The following is a 21,392-nucleotide window of genomic DNA, read 5'->3' as shown; positions in this document are numbered from 1 at the left end:
AAATGGACGAAGGGCCGGGATCGCCTGTCGGATATCCGACAGGCGCGCATCGCGGCCCTTCCCGCTCGCTCACTTCTTGGTGAGCTTGGCGACCGCCATGTCGATCGCCGTCGTGGCTTCTCCGACGGTGAGCCAGGCCTCGGCCCGGTCCTCGTTCTTGAAGGTTTTGCCGAGATTATACGGCTCTTCTCCCGGCACATGCAGGAAGCAGGCCCATTTTCCGTCGGGCTGCTCCTCGACCGTCACCTTGTAGTCCGCCACGCGGTCCTCCTGTTGCTTTGCTGCGTCGGTTCTCACGGCGCGCCGGTCCGTCTCCGGCGCCGCTCGATGGAAGCAGATTGGGCGCCATGTGGCGGCGCATGTGGCGGCACGCTTATTGAACCTTCGTCCGATGCGCTCTAGGGCCGGCGAGCGCCGGCGCCGAGACGGAGGAACTCCATGACCGATATTGTCGAAGGGCCGGCGCTGGCCGCTCTCTCCTGCGGCAAGCCCGCTTTTCTCATCGTGATGCTGCATGGGGAGGGCGCGGACGGGCAGTCCATGGTCGACCATGCGCTCAATTGGGCGCCGACCATGCCCAAGGCCGAATTCCTCTCCGCCGAGGCGCCGCTCGGCGCGGATGGCGTGCGGCGCTGGTTCGATCCTTCCGATCCGGAGGGGCTCTCGAAGGGCGGCGCGGCGCTCGAACGCTTCCTCGAGGCGGCGCTCGCCAAGCGCCGCCTGCCGCCCTCGCATCTGGCGCTGGTCGGCTTCTCGCAAGGGGCGACGCTCGCTCTCCTCGCGGGTCTCGCGCGTTCCGGCCCCGCCAAGGCGATCATCGTTTTTTCGGGCGGACCCTATGGCGCCCTACCGCCCGCCGGCGCCGATGGCGCGCCGCCGATCCTGCTCATCCATGGCGACGCCGACGAGATCGCGCCGCTTTCCGCCGCGCGCGAGACGAAAGCCGCCCTCACGGCGCGCGGCGCGCGGGTCTTCTCGATGACGCGCAAGGGCCTCGCCCATGCGATGGACGATGACGGGGTGATCGCGGCGGGCGATTTCCTCACCGAGCATGTCGTCCATAAGAAGGGCGCAGCCGAGGACGATCATGATCATGATCACGACGATCACGATCACGAGGCGCATTGAGGCCCCCGGCGCGGCCCTCGGCGCCGGCGCGGCTCTTGCGGCCGGCGCGGCTCTTGCGGCCGGCACGGCTCTTGCGGGAGGAGGGCAGGCTCTATGCGAGAGGAGATCGGACGATGGCGCTCACCGCCGAGGACATAAAAGAAGGCAAATGCTACGCGACGCGCGGATCGGAGCGATACAAGGTGATCGCCATCAATCCGCGCGGGATCGTCAGCTTCCTGACCTTCGAAGGCAATAAGAAGCCGGGCCCGTTGCGCGCCAATTGCGGCATGAAAGCCTTTCTCGAAGGCGTGACCAAGGAAATTCCCTGTCCGGCGGAAGGCTGAGGTTTCATACGGTTTCTGGATGATCTGCGCGCAAGCCGCAAGGTCGTCATTGCGAGGAGCGAACGCGACGAAGCAATCCAGGAGCCGCCCCACGGCGCTGGATTGCTTCGCTTCGCTCGCAATGACGGCCGGGAAATATCCCGCGAATCGATCGCCCGCGTCACACCGGCAAAGTGACGGTCGCGCGCAGGCCGCCGAGCGGCGAGCCCGCGAGCGTCACCTCGCCGCCATGCGAGCGGACGATGTCGCGCGCGATGGCGAGGCCGAGCCCGGAATGGCCCTCGTCCTGATTGCGCGACTCGTCGAGCCGGTAGAACGGCCGGAAGGCGTCCTCCCGCTTCTCGACCGGAATGCCGGGGCCGTCGTCGTCTATATGGATGGTGAGGGTCTTGCCGTCGTTGAGGCCGGCGAGCGCGATCGTCTTCGCATAGCGCTGGGCGTTGCCGACGAGATTGGCGAGGCAGCGGCGGAAGGCCGCCGGCCGCACGGCGACGAGCCTGCGGCCGGCGAAGCTCGCCTTTGCGCCGAGGCCGCTACGCTCGCAATCGCTCTTCAGCTCGTCGAGAATGGCGGCGATGTCGGCGTCGGCCGTCGCCTCGCCGCCGTCGCCGCGCGCGAAGGCGAGATAGGCCTCGACCATGCGCTCCATCTCGTCGACATCCTTCTTCAGCTCCACCGTCTCCGGCGATTCGCCGAGCAAGGCGAGCGAGAGCTTGAAGCGCGTGATGATGGTGCGCAGATCATGCGAGACGCCGTTCAGCATCGTCGTGCGCTGCTCCATGGCGCGCTCGACGCGGCGCTTCATCTCGAGAAAGGCGGCGCCCGCCTGCCGCACCTCGCGCGCGCCGCGCGGGCTGAAGGCGACCTCGCGGCCCTTGCCGAATTCCTCCGCCGCGCGGGCGAGCCGCAGGATCGGGCGAATCTGATTGCGCAGGAAGGAGGCGGCGATGGCGATGATGACCAGCGAGGCGATGACCGTCCAGATGAAGAAGATTTCCGAATTGGACGCATAGGCCTGGGTGCGATGGGCGAGCAGCAGCATCACCGAATCGTCGAGCGCGACTCTGATCTCGACGATGTTGGAGCGCCCGACCGTGTCGATCCAGAAGGGCCGCTTCAGGCGCAGCGACAATTCCCGCGACAGCGTGTGGTCGAGCAGCGAGAAGAAGGGCTTGGCGGCGGGCGGCGGCAACGGCTCCTTGGGCAGGAAATGCACGTCGATGCTCAAATCCTCGCCGGCGATGCGCTGGATGATGTCGCGGTGATCTCCTCTCGGAAAGGCCTCGTAGAAATCGGTGAGCGCGGCGACGTCGCGCGCGACGGCCGCGGAGAGGCGCGACGTCACCGCCTGCCAGTGCCGCTCCATGAAGAAATAGGCGACAGCCGATTGCAGCAGCACGATCGGCAGAATGACGATCAGCAGCGAGCGGGCGTAGAGCCCCTTGGGCATCCGCTCATGCAGCCAGCCGGCGAAGCGCCGCCAGAGCTGGCGAGGGGCGTCGAGCGCGGCGGGGAGGGCTGGGGTCATTGCGGCTTTCCATATTCCTCGTCCGGGCCGACGACGGCGTCCACCAGCAGTCGATATCCGCGGCCGCGGATCGTCTGCAGATGGCGCGGGCCGCCCGCCTCGCCCTCGATCTTGCGGCGCAGCCGCGCCACCTCGACGTCGACGCTGCGCTCGCCGGCGCTCTCGACTTTGCCATTGACGAGGCGTTGCGCCAACCTTTGCCGCGACACGATCTCGCCTGCATTCATCGCCAGCACCCGCAGCATCTCCTCTTCGCGCGTCGTCAGATGGACGATTCGATCCTGTTCGCGCAATCGGCCCTTTTCGAGGTCGAAGCCGAAAGCGCCGAAGCGCACGCCGGCGATGGTTGCGGCGGCGCGCCGGACGCGGCCGGCGCGGCGCAGAATGCTGGCGATGCGAAGCGAGAGCTCGCGCGGCTCGAAAGGCTTGGCGAGATAATCGTCGACGCCCGCTTCGAGCCCCGCCACGCGGTCGCGCGCTTCGCCGCGCGCGGTCAGCATGAGGATGGGGGAGGAGCGCAGCGGCTCCGCCTCGCCGCGCAGCTTGCGCGCGAATTCCGGGCCGCTCTCGCCCGGCATCATCACATCGAGCACTATCAGGTCGAAGGTCATGTCGGCGAGGCGGGCGCGGGCCTGGGCGGCGTCGGCGGCGGCGCTGACGAGATAGCCCTCGGCGGCGAGATAGCGCGACAAAAGCGAGCGTATGCGCCTGTCGTCATCGACGACGAGAATATGGGGGCCGGGCTCTTTCGCGGCCTGCGGCGCCGGCGCGCTCATGCGGCGTCGTCCTCGGGGAGCTGCCGCCGGCGGCGGCGCGGCGGCAGATGCGCGCGCACCCGCTCCCGATCCGAGGCGTTGATCATGGCGAGCAGAAAATCCGCCGTCGCCTCGCGCGCCTCCGGCGGCAGCTCGCCGAAGACGCGGCGGAAGCGCTCGGATTGCAGAATTGCGAGCTCCTGGGCGAGCTTGGCGCCCTTCGGCGTCGGGAACAGGAGGCGCTGGCGGCGGTCGGTCGCGCCCGCGCGCGCCTCGACGAAGCCGGCGTCGAGCAATTGCTTGAGCACGCGGTTGAGGCTCTGCTTGGTGATTTTCAGAATGTCGAGCAGCGCGGCTATGGCGAGGCCGGGCCGGCGATAGACGAAATGCAGCACGCGGTGATGGGCGCGGCCGAATCCGTAATTCTCGAGCAGCCGGTCGGCGTCGCCGACGAAATCGCGATAGGCGAAAAAGAACAGCTCGATGAGATCGAACATCGGTTCGCTCTCGGGCGCCGCCGGCTCGCGTCCGACGAGCGCCTGAGTCGAGGCCGGCCGCAACGGCTTGCGTTCGATGGATGTCTTCACGTCGGGGACCGCTATATGTCGGTTGGAACGAAAAAGCCGTAAGCCATGCCCGCGGAACTTATACGTCAGCTATATTGACATATTTCTGACCGATGGCTAGTGGTTTGCGGAAGGCCGGCTCGAGACCGGCCGGCCGGGACGGCCCTTTCGCCTCGAACTCATTGGAGTGTCGGATGTCTGTTTTGCCCTTCGACCAGCGCGACGGCCACATCTGGTACAATGGCGCGCTCACGCCGTGGCGCGACGCCAAGCTCCATGTTCTCTCGCACGGGCTGCATTATGGCTCCTGCGTGTTCGAGGGCGAGCGCGCCTATGGCGGCGTGATCTTCAAGTCCACCGAGCATTCCGAGCGCTTCCGGCGCTCCGCCGAAATTCTCGATTTCGAGATTCCCTATAGCGTCGCCGAGCTCGACGCGGCCAAGGCCGCGGTGGTGAAGGCCAATGGCTTCGACAGCTGCTATGTGCGGCCCGTCGCCTGGCGCGGCAGCGAGATGATGGCCGTCGCCGCGCAGAATTCGACGATCAATGTGGCGATCGCGGTCTGGGATTGGCCGAGCATGTTCGACGTCGCCACCAAGATGAAGGGCATTCGGCTCGACATCGCCGATTATCGCCGTCCCGACCCGCAGACCGCGCCCTCGCTCGCCAAGGCCGCGGGCCTCTATATGATCTGCACCATCTCCAAGCATCGCGCCGAGCGCCGCGGCTATGCCGACGCTCTGATGCTCGACTGGCAGGGCCGCGTGGCCGAATGCACCGGCGCCAATGTGTTCTTCGTGAAGGACGGCGTGCTGCATACGCCGCTCGCCGACTGCTTCCTCGACGGCATCACGCGCCGCACCGTCATCGATCTCGCCCGCCGGCGCGGGATCGAGGTCGTCGAGCGGCGCATCATGCCCGAGGAGCTGCCCGGCTTCAGCGAATGTTTCATCTGCGGCACGGGCGCGGAGGTCACGCCGGTCGCGGAGGCGGGCCCCTATCGCTTCACGCCCAGCGCGATCTCGCGCACGCTGATCGAAGATTATACGCGCGAAGTGAATCCGAAGGCGGTCGCCGCCTGAAGACGATTTGCTTCTTTGTCCTTCGTGTCTTCGTGGTAAAAAACCACGAAGGACACGAAGGACACGAAGGGCCCGAGGGGTTGGCGAGGCATGGGAAAGGTCACGGGTTTTCTGGAAATCGACCGGCAGGACCGCAAATACAAGCCGGCCGCCGACCGCATTCGCCATTATGACGAATTCGTCATCCCTCTGTCCGAGGAGGCGACGCGCAATCAGGCGGCGCGTTGCATGGATTGCGGCATTCCGTTCTGCCACAACGGCTGTCCCGTCAATAATCAGATTCCGGACTGGAACGACCTCGTCTATCACGGCGACTGGCGCCGCGCGCTCGCCAATCTGCACTCGACCAACAACTTCCCGGAGTTCACCGGCCGCGTCTGTCCCGCGCCTTGCGAGGCCTCCTGCACGCTCAATCTCGCGGACCAGCCGGTCACGATCAAGACGATCGAATGCGCGATCGTCGACCGTGGCTTCGAGGCGGGCTGGGTTCTGCCCGAGCCGCCGAAGCAGAAGACCGGCAAGCGCATCGCCGTCGTCGGCTCCGGCCCGGCGGGGCTCGCGGCGGCCCAGCAATTGGCGCGCGTCGGCCATGACGTGCATGTCTATGAGAAGCACGCCAAGGCCGGCGGCCTGCTGCGCTACGGCATTCCCGACTTCAAGATGGAGAAGCATCTCATCGACCGGCGCGTGGCGCAGCTCGAGGCCGAGGGAGCGGCTTTCCACTACAATGTGAATGTCGGCGTCGATCTCGATGCGGAAACGCTCGTCGCCGAGCATGACGCCGTGATCCTCGCCGGCGGCGCCGAGCAGTCGCGCGATCTTCCCATTCCCGGGCGTGAATTGCGCGGCGTGCATTTCGCGATGGACTTCCTGCCGCAGCAAAATCGCCGCGTCTCCGGCGAGCCGCTGGCGACCAATGAGCCGATCCTCGCCTCCGGCAAGCATGTCGTCGTCATCGGCGGCGGCGACACGGGCTCGGACTGCATCGGCACGTCGGTGCGCCAGGGGGCGCTTTCGGTGACGCAGCTCGAGATCATGCCGCGTCCGCCGGAGAAGGAGAACAAGCTCGTCACCTGGCCGGACTGGCCGCTGAAGCTGCGCAGCTCCTCCTCGCATGACGAGGGCTCGACGCGCGACTTCGCCGTGATGACGCGAGAATTCATCGGCGGCGACGGCGCCGTCATTGGGCTGCGCTGCGAGCGCGTCGACGGCAAGCTGCAGCCCATTCCCGGCAGCGAATTCACCTTGAAGGCGGATCTCGTGCTGCTCGCCATGGGCTTCGTCTCGCCCGTGCGCGAAGGGCTGCTCGAGAAGCTCGCGGTCACGCTGGACCCGCGCGGCAATGTGGCGGCCGACGTCAAATCCTATCGATCGTCACGCGAGAAAATCTTCGCGTGCGGAGACATGCGGCGCGGGCAATCGCTCGTCGTATGGGCGATCCGCGAGGGCCGGCAATGCGCCGCCTCCGTGGACGTCTTTTTGATGGGCGAAACAAATCTACCGAGGTGAGGAGACCCATGCCCACAGCCCTGTGGTACTGCGAGAATATCGGAAACTCGATCCTGCCCTATATGCTGCTCGCCATGCCGATCGGCGGCGCCTATCTCTATGGGCAGAACAAGAAACGCATCGCCTGGATATTGATCGGCGTCTGGGCCTTCGCCCAGATCATCATCTCCGGCATAACCAACGCCAATTGCGTCGGCTGACGAGATAGAGCGCGCCGCGTCGCTGCGTATTTCTCCTTCTCCCCGCTCGCGGGGAGAAGGAAGGCGGCAGGCGCCACGTCGAGCGAGTTATCGGAAACCGCGTCAGAGCACGCGGACCTGCGTTCCGACCTTCACGCGATTGTAGAGGTCGGTGACGTCGCCGTTCAGCATGCGGATGCAGCCGGAGGAAACGCCATGGCCGATGGTCCAGGGCTCGTTGGAGCCATGGATGCGGAACATGGTGTCGCGGCCTCCCGAATAGAGATACATGGCGCGCGCGCCGAGCGGATTATTCGAGCCGCCGACCATATGGCGCGGCAGATCCGGGCGCCGGCGCAGCATGGCCGAGGGCGGCGTCCAGGCCGGCCAGGCCTGCTTGCGGCCGATATGGGTGTGGCCACGCCAGGTGAAGCCCGGCCGGCCGACGCCGACGCCGTAGCGGATCGCATTTCCGTCGGCCATCGAGAGATAGAGATAGCGATTTTGCGTGTCGACGGTGACGGTCCCCGGCCGTTGACGGGTCGGATCGGCGACCATTTCCCGGGTCGAGGAATATTCGCCCGTGAGGCGGCCGTCGGAATTGGACGGAGCGCTCGCGACGGAACGCCCACTGAACAAGAAAGCGAACGGATTTTCGAAAGCCTGCGCCGCCGGCGCGGCGCCGCCGAAACCCAGCGCGAGCGCGACGGAAAGAGACGAACGACGAAAAGACATGGCACATACTCCCTTCGAGGCGAGATCGGCGCGATCCTCGGGCCCCTCGAGCGGGAGAAAAATGCGGCGCGCGCTCGGCTGTTCCGTCCGGAAGATCGCCGCGTCGCGCTTCATTCGACGTGAATTGAACGCCGAGTTGACGGCTTCCGCGCATTTCGAGCGAAACCGCAGGGGACGCGCGTCAGCGCGTCTCGGCGGCGGAGGAGGCGGGCGCGGGGGCCGGCGCGGGCCGGGCGTCTCCTTTGGGCCAGGAGAAGTCGTCGGCGCGGCCGCGCTGGCTCTTTTGCTCGCCGCCCTCGAGGAAAACATGGTCGACGAGCGCGCGCGCCGCTGCGGCGCCGGCCTCCTCCGCGGCGGGAGCGGAGGCTTTTCCGCGCCGCGCCAGTTCGCCGCCCTCGGCGGAGACGGCGATTGCCGTGAGCGATTGGACGGGACCGATCGCCGGACGATCCGGCAGCGTCGGCGCGGCCGCCGGCGTCGGCTCGGCCGGCGCGATGATCTGGACCGGCGGGGCGACGGCGGCCGCCTCTGCGGAGGGAGGCGCTTCCGCCGAAGGCTGGGCGGCTTCGGCCGGAGCGCCCTCCGGCGCCGCCGGACGACGCGCGTCGAAGAGGCGCTTGATCTCGCCCTCGACGAAATGGGCGAGCTTTCGCGCTCCGACATCGGTGAAATGGACGCCGTCCGCCGACCTCAGCTTGACGATGCGCCCGTTTATGTCCGGGCCGAAGGCCTGATATTGGTTGCGCTCGTCGGCGAAGGCCTCCCAAATATCGATGAAGGGCGCGCCGTCCTGCGCCGCCGCCTGGCGGTAGATGTCGTTGAACTTCGCCATATCTGCGGCGAAATGCTCGCTCTTGGTGACCGGCAGGCCGACCCAGACGAGCGGAATCTTCTTCTCGCGGAAAGCGGCGCGGATGCTCTCGACGCGCTGGGCGTAGCGCTCGCGCCAGCGCGGCGACAGTGTCTCGATCGTCTCGGCCCCCTCATGAATGGCCTGGCGATCGTTGGAGCCGATCATCATGACGGCGATGTCGATCTTCTCGCCGCTCGCGAGCAGCTCGCGCGCCGCCTTCGGCCAGTCGAAATAATCGTCGCGCACGAGGCCGGTGCTGTCCTTGGCCCTGTGCAGAACGCGAATGTCCGACCGATCCGAGTAGGCGTCTTCCAGGCCGTCGGCGAGCATCTGCCCGAGACTGTCGCCGATCACCGCCACTTGAAAGGGCGGCGGGGCGTTGGGGTCCTCGGGCTTCTGCGTCTTGTCCTTTTTCGCGGCCTTGCTCTGGCCGTGCCAATAGGCCGGCGCGCCATATTCGCGGTGCGGCACGAGGCGGCGCATCCGGCCGGTCTCGCGCGCGGGCGGATGCGCCTGCTGGCGGGCGTGGGGGCGGCCGCCGAAGAGGCCCTGGAAGAAATCCGCGACAGGGTCCTGCGCGCGCGCGGCGTCGGCGCCGCCGAGGAGCAGCGCCAAAAGGAGGACCGCGAATAGGCCGAGGGAGCGAGACAGACTGCGCATGTCGCCAATATAGCGCGGCCCCGGCGGCAAAGCGATCCGGCGCTCCGCCGAGGCGGCGGGCTCGCTCCGTTCCCGCCTCGTCGTTTCGCCGCCGCTTCAGCGCAGATGGGCCGGCGCCTGCGGATTATTCGCGGGATTGGTGTCGTGCTTGGAGAGCTTCTCGACGACGCCGCCGCCGACGAGCGGCGAAAGATCCGCCTCGAGCGCGTCCGCGGCGGCCTTGGGATAGACCTCCTCGCCTTCGACATGGATCGAGAAGGATTTTATGTGCTTGGCTTTTTTGACCGGGTCCTCGATCGTCGCCTTGGTCCATTTATAGAGCGGGAAATGCTCGACGCCCTGCGTCTCCGCTTGCGTGACGTAGCCGACGAAGGCGTCGAATTGATTGCGCAGCGCCGCATGGCGCTTCGCCAGAATCTCGCCGATCGGCGCGAGCGCCGCATTTTGCGGATCGGTGCGGGCGATCTCGGCGAATTCATCGCTGATGGTGAGGCGGATCTGATAGTCCCACTCTTCGCTCATGCTCTGACTCCTCGAGGTTCGTGGATCGATGGGCGCGGCGACGCAGAGCGTTCGCGTTTTCGCTTTCATGTTACGTTTCTCGTTCATCGAATATCCTAGTGAATAAGTAGGTTGTGTCAACGCCGCCGACGCCCGCTTGCGCGCGGCTTGACGCGGCGCCTCGCGCTCCGGCATCAATCCGCATCCGGGCTTTTTCGGAGCGGCGCATGTTCAAGCACTCGATCCTCGCCTGCGCCCTCGCGGCGCTCGTCTTCGCCTTTGCGCCGGTCGGAGCCATAGCCGAGCCGGATCTCGCGCCTGCCGCGCCGCGGGGCGGGGCGGGCGCATTCGACTTCTATGTGCTGACGCTCTCCTGGTCGCCGGCCTTTTGCGAGAGCGGCGAGGGCCGCGAATATCGCGCGCAATGCGAGCCGGGTCTCGGCAAAGGCTTCGTCACCCACGGCCTGTGGCCGCAATATGAGCATGGCTTCCCGAGCGATTGCGACGGCGCCGCCTCGCCCTCGCGCATGGCTCTCGAGCGTGTCGCGGGCGTCTATCCGGACGAAGGGCTCGCCCGGCACGAATGGCGCAAGCACGGTCGTTGCTCGGGCAAGAGCCCGAGCGACTATTTCGCCGATGTGCGCCGCGCCCGCGAGAACGTCGCGATACCGGCGCCTTTCGAGCGGCCGAAAGAGCCGCAGACCTTCGCGCCGCTCGACATTCAGCGCGCCTTCATCGCCGCCAATCCACGGCTGCGCCCGGGCATGCTCGCCGTCACCTGCCGCAAAGGCGCGCTGCAGGATGTGCGCATCTGCTTCTCGCGCGATCTGCGCGAGTTCCGCCCCTGTCCCGAGATCGCGCGAAGCGCCTGCCGGGCGGGCGAGGTCTCCGTGCCGGCTCCTCTGTAGCCGATGAATTATCGCCATGGTTTCCACGCCGGCAATTTCGCCGATGTGTTCAAACATGCGCTGCTCGCGCGGCTGCTGCTTTATCTCACGCGCAAGGAGACGCCGTTTCGCGTCATCGACACACATGCGGGGGAGGGCGCCTATGATCTTGCCGCGGACGAAGCCGAGCGCACGGGCGAATGGCGCGGAGGCATAGGGCGGCTCGCCGATCTCGACGGCGCGGACGCGGGGCTGCGCGATCTGCTCGCGCCTTATCTCGACATTGTCGGGCCGCTCGATGCGGAAGGGCGGCCGAGCCTCTATCCGGGCTCGCCGCTGATCGCGACGCATTTCCTACGCGCGCAGGATCGCGCCGTCTTCTGCGAATTGCGGCCGGATGCTTTCGAGGCGCTCGAGGCGCGTTTCGCGCGCGACAAGCGCGTGAAGACCATTCATCTCGACGGCTATGTCGGGCTGTCCGCCTTCGTGCCGCCCAAGGAGCGGCGCGGGCTCGTGCTCGTCGATCCGCCCTTCGAGCAGCGCGACGAGAGCGAGCGAATGGTGAAGACGTTCCTCGAGGCGCATCGCAAATGGCCGACGGGAATTTACGCTCTGTGGCGGCCGATCAAGGACGAGGCGGAGTCATGCTCTTTCATCGGCGCTCTGCGCTCTTGCGGCGTGAAGCGGATTTTGCGCCTCGATCTTTGCGTCGGCGGCGCCGTGGACGATACGAAGCTGCGCCGCACCGGCCTCGTCGTCGTCAATCCGCCCTTCACTTTCGAGGAAGAGGCGCGGATGATTTCCGCCTATCTCGCGGTGCGGCTGGCGCAGGGGCCGGGCGCGGGATTCGAGATCGAATGGGTGAGCGGGGAGTGAGATTTTCTTCGCGAAGACGTAATGAGAGCCGTCATTGCGAGCGAAGCGAAGCAATCCAGAGCCGTGAGGCGGCCCCTGGATCGCTCGTCGCGACGGCGGAGACAGATAGATATGCGACAGACATGAGACAGCCGGCCGTCTACATCGTCGCGAGCAGGCGTAACGGAACCCTCTACACCGGCGTCACGTCGAATCTGTCGCAGCGCGTCCATCAGCATCGAGAAGGTCGCCGGGCTTTACCGCGCGATATGAATGCAAGACGCTCGTCTGGTATGAATATTATGAGCGGATGGATGACGCCATCGCTCGGGAGAAACAGATAAAGGCCGGGTCGCGGACAAAGAAGCTCGCGCTGATCGAGGCGATGAATCCGACGTGGCGGGACCTCTACGACGAGCTCGCTCTCTGAACTCCGTCATTGCGAGCGCAGCGAAGCAATCCAGAGCCGTGGGGCGGCCTCTGGATTGCTTCGTCGCTTCGCTCCTCGCAATGACGGCCCTTTCCGAATGCGAAGGATGGCACGAAAAGCCGGTGACGTGGTCCAGGAGCCGCCTCACGGCTCTGGATTGCTTCGCTGCGCTCGCAATGACGTCAGGCTATTCCGTAGGAACCTCGCGCACAGCGCCGCGCGCGGCGCTCGTCGTCATCGCCGCATAGGCGCGCAGCGCCTTGGACACTTTGCGGGCGCGCGCGGCGGGCTTCCACGCGTCCTTGCCGCGCGCGTCCTCCGCCGCGCGGCGCTTCGCCAGCTCTTCGTCCGAAACCGCGAGGTGGATGGAGCGCGCCGGAATGTCGATCTCGATGCGGTCGCCCTCTTTCACCAGGCCGATGAGGCCGCCCTCGGCCGCCTCCGGCGAGACATGGCCGATGGAGAGGCCGGAGGTGCCGCCGGAAAAACGCCCGTCGGTGATGAGCGCGCAGGCCTTGCCCAGGCCTTTCGATTTCAGATAGCTCGTCGGATAGAGCATCTCCTGCATTCCCGGCCCGCCGCGCGGCCCCTCATAGCGGATCACCACCACATCGCCGGCGACGATTCTGTTGCCGAGGATCGCGTCGACGGCCGCGTCCTGGCTCTCGAAGACGCGCGCCGGGCCGGCGAATTTCAGAATGGAGTCGTCGACGCCCGCCGTCTTCACGATGCAGCCGTCCTGCGCCAGATTGCCGGTCAGAACCGCGAGGCCGCCATCCTTGGAGAAGGCGTGGGCCGCGTCGCGCACGGCGCCTTTCTCGCGGTCGAGGTCGAGCGTGTCGAAACGGCGGCTCTGGCTGAAGGCCACCTGCGTCGGCACGCCGCCGGGCGCGGCGCGAAAGAAGGTCGCGACGCTCTCGCTATTGGAGACGCGCGCGTCCCAGCGCGCGAGCGCCTCGCCGAGCGTCGCCGAATGCACCGTGGGCAGTTCCGTATGCAACAGGCCGGCGCGCGCGAGCTCGCCCAGAATGGCGTAGATGCCGCCGGCGCGATGCACATCCTCGAGATGAATGTCCGGCACGGAGGGCGCGACCTTGCACAGCACCGGCACGCGCCGCGACAGGCGGTCGATGTCGGCCATGGTGAAGGGGACGTCCGCCTCATAGGCGGCGGCGAGAATATGCAGCACTGTGTTGGTGGAGCCGCCCATGGCGATGTCGAGCGTCATGGCGTTCTCGAAAGCCTCGAACTTCGCGATGGAGCGCGGCAGCACGCTCGAATCGTCCTGCTCGTACCAGCGGCGGGCGAGATCGACGATGAGATGGCCGGCCTCGACGAAGAGGCGCTCGCGATCGGCGTGCGTCGCCAGCACAGTGCCATTGCCGGGCAGGGCGAGGCCGAGCGCCTCGGCGAGGCAGTTCATCGAATTGGCCGTGAACATGCCGGAGCAGGAGCCGCAGGTCGGGCAGGCCGAGCGCTCGATGACGGCGACATCGGCGTCGCTGACCTTGTCGTCGCCGGCCGCGACCATCGCGTCGACGAGATCGAGCGCATGGGCCTCGCCATGCAGCGTGACCTTGCCGGCCTCCATCGGCCCACCCGAGACGAAGACGGTGGGGATGTTCAGCCGCAGCGCGGCCATCAGCATTCCGGGCGTGATCTTGTCGCAATTGGAGATGCAGACGAGAGCGTCGGCGCAATGGGCGTTGCACATATATTCGACGCTGTCGGCGATGATCTCGCGCGAGGGCAGGGAATAGAGCATTCCGTCATGGCCCATGGCGATGCCGTCGTCGACGGCGATCGTGTCGAACTCCTTGGCGACGCCGCCGGCCTTCTCGATCTCGCGGGCGACGAGCTGGCCGAGGTCTTTCAGATGCACATGGCCCGGCACGAATTGCGTGAAGGAATTGGCGACGGCGATGATCGGCTTGCCGAAATCGCCGTCCTTCATGCCGGTCGCGCGCCAGAGGCCGCGCGCGCCCGCCATATTGCGTCCATGGGTGGTGGTGCGGGAGCGGAACGGCGGCATGGGCGGTCTCTTCTCTTTCGGAACGCGTGTCGCAGATGGACTATCCCAAGGAGGGGGCGGTCGCAACCGCCGGCCGAAGCCGGGCTCCTCGAGGCGGAGCCCCGATCCGACGGGGCTCCGAGCAGCAGATCACGAAAAGGAGGACGGCGGCTTCGCCTTCAGCTGCACCCAGTCGTAATTCCGCAGGTTGCGCATTTCAGGCACGTCCCGTTGCGCACCAGAGTGAAATTCGCGCATTCGGGACAGGCTTCGCCGACATAGCCCTTCATGCGCGCCTCGGCGCGCTTCTCGGCGACGGTGGTGCATGGACCCTTTAGCGCTCTTTCTTCATCAGCTCATTAAGAGACGAGACGCCTTCCTTCTCCAATACGGTTTTTAGCTGAGCATCGGATCGATATCCTTTGGCGAGTTCTGGGCCGTATTCTTTTCGAAGCGTGCCGATGAGGGTGTTGCCTCTTTTGCGATGAATTTCGCCGTTTTTATCTCTATGTCGATTGTCCAATCCTGGCTGTTTCATGCCCGTATTCTCCTGGAGGTTAGGTGTATTCTGTCACCCTGCCGCATACATCACATTGCAAGCACGTGCCCTTGCGGGTTAGAGTGAAGCAACCGCATTCGAGGCATTCTTCGCAGACGTACCGTCTTTCTGATTTCAAGGCGTCGATCTGGCGCTGAACTACTTGGCGTTCAACGTTGCAGGCAGATGCAATTGCACCGACGTCAAGACGAAACGAGAAGAGGAACTTGCGCGGAACAAGAAGGTTATCTGCAAAAGTATCAGCTTGCCACTCCGCCAGCTCCTCCTTCGGCCAAGCTTTTAGGCGTTCAGAATCGGAGGCAGAGAATGCTTTTGCCGTATCATCGTGTTCAACAATGTGCCCGAGCTCATGGGCGATAATGAATCTTTCGGGGGGATAGCCCACGCGTGCCGCCTCCAACACGTCGCCGTCTACGAACAAGCGCAAAGGCTTATATTTTACTCGCGCAGGCTTGCTGCCCTTGGGGGCGTCGAATAACAAGACTCTTAGAAGACCCTTCTTGGGAACCTCTCGTTTTTCGAACAGCCTAATAGCATCCAGAGGATTGAACTCTGTGCGCTGGTCCGCATCGAGGAGCTTACGCAGTTCTTCTGCATCGGCTGCCAGCTGTTTAGCGGTCGTCGCAGAAACCTTGTAATCGGACGGGTGCGACATGATCGGCCCTCCCGTGCTCTCAGGAGCAGCCTGTTGTTCCTCCGCATGTGTCGCACTTCAAACATGTGCCATTACGCACAAGCGTAAAGTTACCGCACTCTGGACACGCTTCGCCCTCGTATCCTTTTAGTCTGGCTTGCTCGCGTCGAGCGTTTACCGACGAGTTGCTCCAGTCCACGTCCTTAGAAAAAGCCAACCCGCCGCGGGTTGGATCGTCAGTTTCATCACTCACGGGCTCCACCACGTTCGGCGTCGGCTCATTTCGCAGCGCCGTCGCGCCGCCGCGCACCAGCATCAGCCGATCGGTCTTGGAGCGCAGCAGCCCTTTCGAGACGATGGAGGAGGCGGCCTCTGAGGCCTTCCCCTCATGCTCACCCTTGCCCAGCACGTCATGGCCGATGTCGTCCGGCGACACATGGGCGAGATCGTGGCGGCCGAGATAGGACACCGCCAATTCGCGGAACACATAGTCGAGGATCGAAGTGGCGTTCTTGATCGCGTCATTGCCCTGCACCGGGCCCGCCGGCTCGAAGCGGGTGAAGGTGAAGGCGTCGACATATTCCTCGAGCGGCACGCCATATTGCAGGCCGAGCGATATGGCGATGGCGAAATTATTCATCAGGCTGCGGAAGGCGGCGCCTTCCTTGTGCATGTCGATGAAGATCTCGCCGAGGCGCCCGTCGACATATTCGCCGGTGCGCAGATAGACCTTATGGCCGCCGACGGCCGCCTTCTGCGTATAGCCCTTGCGCCGATCGGGCAGCTTCTCGCGCTCGCGCACGACATGATGCACGACGCGCTCGACGATGCGCTCGGCGATCGCCGCCGCCCGCGCCGGAGCGTTGGCGGAGAGGATCTCGTCGGCGACCTCCTCGGCCTCGTCGTCGGCGTCGGCGACGAGCTGCGCGGAGAGCGGCTGCGAGAGCTTGGAGCCGTCGCGATAGAGCGCATTGGCCTTGAGCGCGAGCTTCCAGGAGAGGAGATAGGCCGCCTCGCAATCCTCGATCGTGGCGTCATTCGGCATGTTGATCGTCTTGGAGATCGCGCCGGAGATGAAGGGCTGCGCCGCCGCCATCATGCGGATGTGGCTCTCGACCGAGAGATAGCGCTTGCCGGTGCGGCCGCAGGCGTTGGCGCAGTCGAACACCGGATAATGCTCGGGCCTCAAATGCGGCGCGCCTTCGAGAGTCATGGCGCCGCAGATATGGACGTTCGCCGCCTCGATCTCCTGCCGGGTGAAGCCGAGATGGGCGAGCAGGTCGAAGCTCGCGTCTTCCAGCGCCGCCGAAGGAACCTTCAGCGCGCCCGTGAGGAAATCCGCGCCGAGCGTCCATTTGTTGAAGACGAATTTGATGTCGAAGGCGGAAGGCAGCGCTTTTTCGACCGTCTCGATCTTCTCGTCGGTGAAGCCGCGCGCGCGCAGCGAGGCGGTGTTGATGGCCGGCGCGTTGGAGAGCGAGGCGTGGCCGACGGCATAGGCCTCGATCTCGGCGATCTCGGCTTCCCTATAGCCGAGCGCGCGCAGCGCCTCCGGCACGGCGCGGTTGACGATCTTCAAATAGCCGCCGCCGGCGAGCTTCTTGAATTTCACCAGCGCGAAATCCGGCTCTATGCCGGTCGTGTCGCAATCCATGACGAGGCCGATCGTGCCGGTCGGCGCGACCACCGAGACTTGGGCGTTGCGATAGCCATGTTCCTCGCCGAGCGCGAGCGCCTCGTCCCAGGCGCGCGTCGCGCGGGCGACGAGCGCGGCGTCGGGGCAGGCGGCGTGGTCGAGCGGCACGGGCGCCGTCGCGAGACCCTCATAGCCGGCGCGCTGGCCATGGGCGGCGCGGCGGTGATTGCGAATGACGCGCAGCATCGCTTCGCGATTGGCGTCATAGCCGGCGAAGGCGCCGCGCTCCTTGGCCATTTCCGCCGAGGCGCGATAGGCGACGCCGGTCATGATCGCCGAGAGCGCGCCGCAGAGCGCGCGGCCCGCGTCGCTGTCATAGGCGATGCCCGAAGACATCAAGAGGCCGCCGACATTGGCGTAGCCGAGGCCGAGCGTGCGATAGTCGTAGGAGAGCTGGGCGATCTCGCGCGAAGGGAATTGCGCCATCAGCACGGAGATTTCCAGCACGATGGTCCACAGCCTGACGGCGTGCTCGTAGGAATCGACGTCGATGCGCTTCGTCTCGCCGTCGCGGAACTGCAACAGGTTCAGCGAGGCGAGATTGCAGGCCGTGTCGTCGAGGAACATATATTCCGAGCACGGATTCGACGCGCGTATGGCGCCGCCGGCGGGGCAGGTGTGCCAATCGTTGATCGTCGTGTGGAACTGAATGCCGGGATCGGCCGAGGCCCAGGCGGCGTAGCCGATCTTCTCCCACAGATCGCGGGCCGGCAGCGTCTTCGACGGCTTGCCGTCGAGGCGGCGCGTCAGCGTCCAATCGCCGCCCGTCTCCACCGCCTTCAGAAACTCGTCGGTGACGCGCACCGTATTATTGGAGTTCTGGCCGGAGACGGTGAGATAGGCCTCGCTGTCCCAATCCGTGTCGTAAGTGTCGAAGGAGATGTCCTTATAGCCCTGACGCGCGAATTGGATGACGCGCTTGATGTAATTGTCCGGCACTTCGGCGCGGCGCGCGGCGCGGATCTCGCGCTTCAGCGCCGGATTCTTTTCGGGATCGAAGCAGTCGAAGCCCGGGCCCTCGCAATTGACGCAGGCGCGCATCACGGCTTTCAGATGCTTCTTGACGATCTTGGAGCCGGCGACGAGCGAGGCGACCTTCTCCTCCTCCTTCACCTTCCAATCGATGAAGGCTTCGATATCCGGATGGTCGACGTCGACGACGACCATTTTCGCGGCGCGCCGCGTCGTGCCGCCGGATTTGATCGCGCCCGCCGCGCGGTCGCCGATCTTCAGGAAGGACATGAGGCCGGAGGAGGAGCCGCCGCCCGAGAGCTTCTCCTTCTCGCCGCGCAGCTTGGAGAAATTGGAGCCGGTGCCGGAGCCGTATTTGAACAGGCGCGCCTCGCGCACCCAGAGGTCCATTATGCCGCCGTCGTTGACGAGATCGTCCTCGACCGACTGGATGAAGCAGGCGTGCGGCTGCGGATGCTCATAGGCGGTCTTGGATTTGGTCAGCTTGCCAGTCTGGTGATCGACATAGAAATGACCCTGGCTCGGTCCATCGACGCCATAGGCCCAATGCAGGCCGGTGTTGAACCATTGCGGCGAGTTGGGCGCCGCCATCTGCCGCGCCAGCATGTAGCGCAGCTCGTCCTGAAAGGCGGAGGCGTCCTCCTGCGAATCGAAATAGCCGCCCTTCCAGCCCCAATAGGCCCAGGCGCCGGCGAGCCGGTCGAACACCTGACGCGCCGAGGTCTCGGAGGCGTAGCGCTCGGCCTTCGGCAATTGCGCCAGCGCCTCCGAATCGGGAACCGAGCGCCACAGGAAGCTCGGAACGTCATGTTCTTCAATTCGCTTCAGCCGGGCCGGCACGCCCGCCTTGCGGAAATATTTCTGCGCCAGAACGTCGATCGCGACCTGGCTCCACTCGGCCGGCGCGTCGATATGCTCGAGCGAGAACACCACCGAGCCGTCGGGATTGCGGATTTCGCTGCGCGCCGCGCGAAACTCAATGTCCGCATAGGGGGACTGTCCGGCTCTCGTGTGGCGTCGGTCGATCTTCATCGTCTCAGGGTCCTCGAAAATGCGCGCATTGAAGGGTTCGCGGCCGAAGCCTCGGCCGCGCGAAGGTCATGGGGGGAGGGACTCTACCTCGGAAGGAAACGCAGATACCGACCAGGCGAAGGGCGCAGCGAGGCGAAGTCGAGCGAAACGCCCCGCGCCGCTGGGCCCCGGCGCGCGAAAATCGGCTGTTTCGATCGTCCGCCGCTGCGTCATTAGGTGACCTCGCAACAGTGCGTCACTCCGCTAGCGGCGTCAAGATGTAGTGTGAGGGAATTAATAATCAAACAATATGTTGCAAAATGTCGGGGATAATGGCCGCGGACGACTCGACCTTGGCCAAAAGCCTCGACGATGCCGCGGCTCTTGGCAAGAGGCTTCGCGCGCAAGCCGCAGCCGCGGCGCAGCCTTCAGAAGGCGACGCCCTCGGCGGCGAGGGCCGAGACGACCGATTCGCGATCGGCGAGAGCCTCGGCGAAGGCGGCATAGGCAGGATAGGCCGTCCTCATGTCGAGGTCGATCCGATTTCCCCAGAGATAGAAGACGAGGAGAAAAGGGTCGACGGCGGTGAAGACGCAGGGCGGCCGTCCGGCCGAGAGGTCGCGGTCGATCATTGCGAAGCAGTCGCGGATCGTGCGCGCGCCTTTCGCCTGAATATTCGCGAAGTCACGCGGATCGTCCGAGAAGCGCGCGGGACGCCACAAGCATCCAAATCCCTGGCCGTGGAGCGTTCCAGAGAGCCAGTTCATCCACTCCAGAACCCTCACGGCCTCGGCCGCGCTGCGCCCCATGAGGCCGCGCTCGGGCGCGAGGTGAGAAATCGCCGCCGCGATCGCCGGAAGCTCGGTGACGATCTCGCCGTCGAGAGACAGGACCGGCACGCGCTGCTTGGGATTGAGGCGCGTGAAGTCCTCGGTGAGATTGGCGCCCTGCGCGATCGGCGTCGCTATGGCCTCGAAGGCGACGTCGATCTCATGCAACAGAATATGAGGAGCCAAGGAGCAGGCTCCTGGGGAGAACCAGAGCTTGATTTCGGGCATAGGAAGGCTCTCGAGTAGTTAGGTAGACCGATCGGTCTATATCCAAAACCTCCACCCTGTGTCAAACTGACGAACCATGAAGAGAACGAATGGATCGCCGCGAGCGTCCGTCGGCCGTCAGCGCCTGCTGGAAACGGCCGGGCGGCTGTTCCTGAGGCGTGGGACGGCCAATGTCGGGATCAATGAAGTGACCGAGGCGGCCGGCGTCGCCCGAATGACGCTCTACAATAATTTTCCCTCGAAAGAGGCGCTCACCATCGCCGTCTATGAGCAGATGGCCGAAACGGTCTTGCAGGCTCTCGAGCGTCTCGGACGGCCGCCGACGGAGGCGGCGCGAATCGAGGCGATCTTCGATTTCTTCGCGGCCTCGGCGGCCATTCCTGGTCGACGCGGCTGCCCTTTCATCCATGCGAGCCTGCAGGAGGCCGAGCCCGCCGGACCGATTCACTCTCTCGTGGCGGGCTACAAGCGAAAGTTGCGTGAGCTGGTCCTGGGCGCGCTCGACGCGGAGCGGGGCGATCGCTGCGAGGTCGCCGATCAGATCGTTCTCCTGCTCGACGGAGCTGTGACCGAAGCCTATATCGGCGGCGTCGTCGATCCCTTCCTCGCGGCGCGGCGCGCCGCGGCGACCCTGCTCCGTTCCCGGTGACTGGCCCCGATCGCCGCATCCGCACGTCGACCATGCGCTCCCTTGACGCGCGCCCTCGCGGCGTCGTTATCTGCTCCAACGGCGCCTTCGGCGCCCGAAGCGCCTCGCAGGGGAAAAGCTCATGTCATTCGTTATCGCGCGCCGGGGAATTGTTCTGGCCGCTCTCTCGATCGCGGCTCTCGCGCCCTCCATCTCCTTCGCCCACGGCCCCTCCCGCCAGAAGGTGACGGAGACGATCGAGATCGCCGCCCCGGCCGAGAAGGTCTGGGCGATCGTCGGCAATTTCCAGGATCTGAGCTGGCTTCCGCCCGTCGAGAAGACGGAAGGGACGGGCGACAACACGCCCGACAAGGCGACTCGCCATCTCACGCTCAAGAACGGCGGCGAGATCGACGAGCTGCTCACCAAATATGACGCCAAGGACTTCTCGCTCGCCTATCGCATCGAGAAGGTCGATGTGAAGATCCTGCCGGTGAACAATTACTCCTCGACGCTGACGGTGAAGCCGCAGGGCGACAAGAGCGTCGTCGAATGGCGCGGCGCCTTCTATCGCGGCTTTCCGAACAACGACCCGCCGCCGGAGCTCTCCGACGAGGCGGCGCTGAAGGCGATCACCGATCTCTACAAGGCCGGCCTCGCCTCGCTGAAGGCCAAGGTCGAGGGCAAGTGATCTCCATCTCGGTGATAGGGCGATCGGGGGAAGGTTTCCTCATCCTGAGGAGCCCGCGCAGCGGGCGTCTCGAAGGACGAGGAAACCGTTTGCGCCGCCTTCTGGAGCTCGCCCTCGTGCTTCGAGACGGCTCCTGCG

21 protein-coding genes and 1 pseudogene are annotated in these 21,392 nt (G+C 65.5%); 10 read left to right on the top strand and 12 right to left on the bottom strand.

The window, feature by feature from the left end; all coding sequences use genetic code 11:
- Positions 1-69: 69 nt before the first annotated feature.
- Positions 70-261 carry a hypothetical protein gene (locus tag Mspo_RS03965; RefSeq protein WP_159727066.1) on the bottom strand — a complete coding sequence of 64 codons (192 nt, stop codon included), beginning with the start codon at positions 259-261 and terminating at the stop codon, positions 70-72.
- A gap of 177 nt (positions 262-438) precedes the next feature.
- On the opposite strand from Mspo_RS03965, the gene Mspo_RS03960 reads away from it, so the two are divergent.
- Positions 439-1,128 carry an alpha/beta hydrolase gene (locus Mspo_RS03960; protein ID WP_159727064.1) on the top strand — a complete coding sequence of 230 codons (690 nt, stop codon included), beginning with the start codon at positions 439-441 and terminating at the stop codon, positions 1,126-1,128.
- A 113-nt stretch (positions 1,129-1,241) separates the two neighbouring features.
- Positions 1,242-1,454 (top strand): hypothetical protein, encoded by a 213-nt coding sequence (locus Mspo_RS03955; protein ID WP_159727062.1) that lies wholly within the window; start codon positions 1,242-1,244, stop codon positions 1,452-1,454.
- A gap of 160 nt (positions 1,455-1,614) precedes the next feature.
- Here the strand turns inward: Mspo_RS03955 and Mspo_RS03950 are convergent, their stop codons facing one another.
- From Mspo_RS03950 to Mspo_RS03940, 3 genes are read right to left on the bottom strand one after another with little or no spacing between them, the layout of a single operon-like run.
- On the bottom strand, positions 1,615-2,982 hold the full coding sequence (locus Mspo_RS03950; RefSeq protein ID WP_159727060.1) for an ATP-binding protein: 1,368 nt from the start codon (positions 2,980-2,982) through the stop codon (positions 1,615-1,617).
- Complete coding sequence (locus Mspo_RS03945) at positions 2,979-3,758, bottom strand: response regulator (RefSeq protein WP_159727058.1); 780 nt, start codon at positions 3,756-3,758, stop codon at positions 2,979-2,981. The genes Mspo_RS03950 and Mspo_RS03945 overlap by 4 nt, the downstream gene beginning before the upstream one ends.
- Positions 3,755-4,324, bottom strand: coding sequence for a MarR family winged helix-turn-helix transcriptional regulator (locus Mspo_RS03940; RefSeq protein ID WP_201281618.1), 570 nt, complete (start codon positions 4,322-4,324; stop codon positions 3,755-3,757). The genes Mspo_RS03945 and Mspo_RS03940 overlap by 4 nt, the downstream gene beginning before the upstream one ends.
- A 173-nt stretch (positions 4,325-4,497) precedes the next feature.
- Here Mspo_RS03940 and Mspo_RS03935 point away from each other — a divergent pair, with 173 nt between their 5' ends.
- The 3 genes from Mspo_RS03935 to Mspo_RS03925 all read left to right on the top strand — a co-directional run bounded on the left by Mspo_RS03935 (position 4,498) and on the right by Mspo_RS03925 (position 7,094).
- Entirely contained in the window at positions 4,498-5,385 is an 888-nt protein-coding gene (locus Mspo_RS03935; RefSeq protein ID WP_159727056.1) for a branched-chain amino acid aminotransferase, read from the top strand.
- A gap of 90 nt (positions 5,386-5,475) precedes the next feature.
- Entirely contained in the window at positions 5,476-6,894 is a 1,419-nt protein-coding gene (locus tag Mspo_RS03930) for a glutamate synthase subunit beta (RefSeq protein WP_159727054.1), read from the top strand.
- A gap of 8 nt (positions 6,895-6,902) precedes the next feature.
- The gene (locus Mspo_RS03925) at positions 6,903-7,094 is read left to right on the top strand and encodes a hypothetical protein (protein WP_159727052.1); all 192 of its coding nucleotides are present in this window, start codon (positions 6,903-6,905) and stop codon (positions 7,092-7,094) included.
- Between the two features lie 102 nt (positions 7,095-7,196).
- On the opposite strand, the gene Mspo_RS03920 is transcribed toward Mspo_RS03925, so the two are convergent.
- The 3 genes from Mspo_RS03920 to Mspo_RS03910 form a co-directional block, all read right to left on the bottom strand.
- Entirely contained in the window at positions 7,197-7,808 is a 612-nt protein-coding gene (locus tag Mspo_RS03920) for a L,D-transpeptidase (RefSeq protein ID WP_159727050.1), read from the bottom strand.
- Positions 7,809-7,989: 181 nt separating this feature from the next.
- Positions 7,990-9,321: an SGNH family hydrolase gene (locus Mspo_RS03915; protein WP_159727048.1), complete on the bottom strand. Its 1,332-nt coding sequence runs from the start codon at positions 9,319-9,321 to the stop codon at positions 7,990-7,992.
- 96 nt (positions 9,322-9,417) lie between these two features.
- Positions 9,418-9,843 carry a hypothetical protein gene (locus Mspo_RS03910; protein WP_159727046.1) on the bottom strand — a complete coding sequence of 142 codons (426 nt, stop codon included), beginning with the start codon at positions 9,841-9,843 and terminating at the stop codon, positions 9,418-9,420.
- Positions 9,844-10,049: 206 nt separating this feature from the next.
- Here Mspo_RS03910 and Mspo_RS03905 point away from each other — a divergent pair, with 206 nt between their 5' ends.
- The 3 genes and pseudogenes from Mspo_RS03905 to Mspo_RS03895 all read left to right on the top strand — a co-directional run bounded on the left by Mspo_RS03905 (position 10,050) and on the right by Mspo_RS03895 (position 11,994).
- Positions 10,050-10,730 (top strand): ribonuclease T2, encoded by a 681-nt coding sequence (locus Mspo_RS03905; RefSeq protein ID WP_159727044.1) that lies wholly within the window; start codon positions 10,050-10,052, stop codon positions 10,728-10,730.
- Between the two features lie 3 nt (positions 10,731-10,733).
- Positions 10,734-11,585, top strand: coding sequence for a 23S rRNA (adenine(2030)-N(6))-methyltransferase RlmJ (locus Mspo_RS03900; protein WP_159727042.1), 852 nt, complete (start codon positions 10,734-10,736; stop codon positions 11,583-11,585).
- Positions 11,586-11,707: 122 nt separating this feature from the next.
- Positions 11,708-11,994: pseudogene (locus tag Mspo_RS03895) on the top strand (GIY-YIG nuclease family protein).
- A gap of 187 nt (positions 11,995-12,181) precedes the next feature.
- Here the strand turns inward: Mspo_RS03895 and ilvD are convergent.
- The 5 genes from ilvD to Mspo_RS03870 all read right to left on the bottom strand — a co-directional run bounded on the left by ilvD (position 12,182) and on the right by Mspo_RS03870 (position 19,935).
- Entirely contained in the window at positions 12,182-14,026 is a 1,845-nt protein-coding gene (gene ilvD / locus Mspo_RS03890) for a dihydroxy-acid dehydratase (RefSeq protein WP_159727040.1), read from the bottom strand.
- A 313-nt stretch (positions 14,027-14,339) separates the two neighbouring features.
- Positions 14,340-14,543 (bottom strand): hypothetical protein, encoded by a 204-nt coding sequence (locus Mspo_RS03885; protein WP_159727038.1) that lies wholly within the window; start codon positions 14,541-14,543, stop codon positions 14,340-14,342.
- 19 nt (positions 14,544-14,562) lie between these two features.
- Positions 14,563-15,219 (bottom strand): ImmA/IrrE family metallo-endopeptidase, encoded by a 657-nt coding sequence (locus tag Mspo_RS03880; protein ID WP_159727036.1) that lies wholly within the window; start codon positions 15,217-15,219, stop codon positions 14,563-14,565.
- Between the two features lie 19 nt (positions 15,220-15,238).
- A complete protein-coding gene (locus Mspo_RS03875; protein WP_159727034.1) occupies positions 15,239-18,898 on the bottom strand; it encodes a vitamin B12-dependent ribonucleotide reductase in 3,660 nt (1,219 codons plus the stop codon).
- Between the two features lie 407 nt (positions 18,899-19,305).
- Positions 19,306-19,935 carry a glutathione S-transferase family protein gene (locus tag Mspo_RS03870; protein WP_159727032.1) on the bottom strand — a complete coding sequence of 210 codons (630 nt, stop codon included), beginning with the start codon at positions 19,933-19,935 and terminating at the stop codon, positions 19,306-19,308.
- Positions 19,936-20,011: 76 nt separating this feature from the next.
- Here Mspo_RS03870 and Mspo_RS03865 point away from each other — a divergent pair, with 76 nt between their 5' ends.
- Together Mspo_RS03865 and Mspo_RS03860 are read left to right on the top strand one after the other, a co-directional pair.
- Entirely contained in the window at positions 20,012-20,584 is a 573-nt protein-coding gene (locus Mspo_RS03865) for a TetR/AcrR family transcriptional regulator (protein ID WP_159727030.1), read from the top strand.
- A 121-nt stretch (positions 20,585-20,705) separates the two neighbouring features.
- Positions 20,706-21,254: an SRPBCC family protein gene (locus tag Mspo_RS03860; RefSeq protein ID WP_159727028.1), complete on the top strand. Its 549-nt coding sequence runs from the start codon at positions 20,706-20,708 to the stop codon at positions 21,252-21,254.
- Positions 21,255-21,392 lie beyond the last annotated feature (138 nt).

This window comes from Methylosinus sp. Ce-a6, from assembly GCF_009811655.1.
GTDB lineage: Bacteria > Pseudomonadota > Alphaproteobacteria > Rhizobiales > Beijerinckiaceae > Methylosinus.
This window is presented reverse-complemented; position numbering and strand designations above follow the sequence as displayed.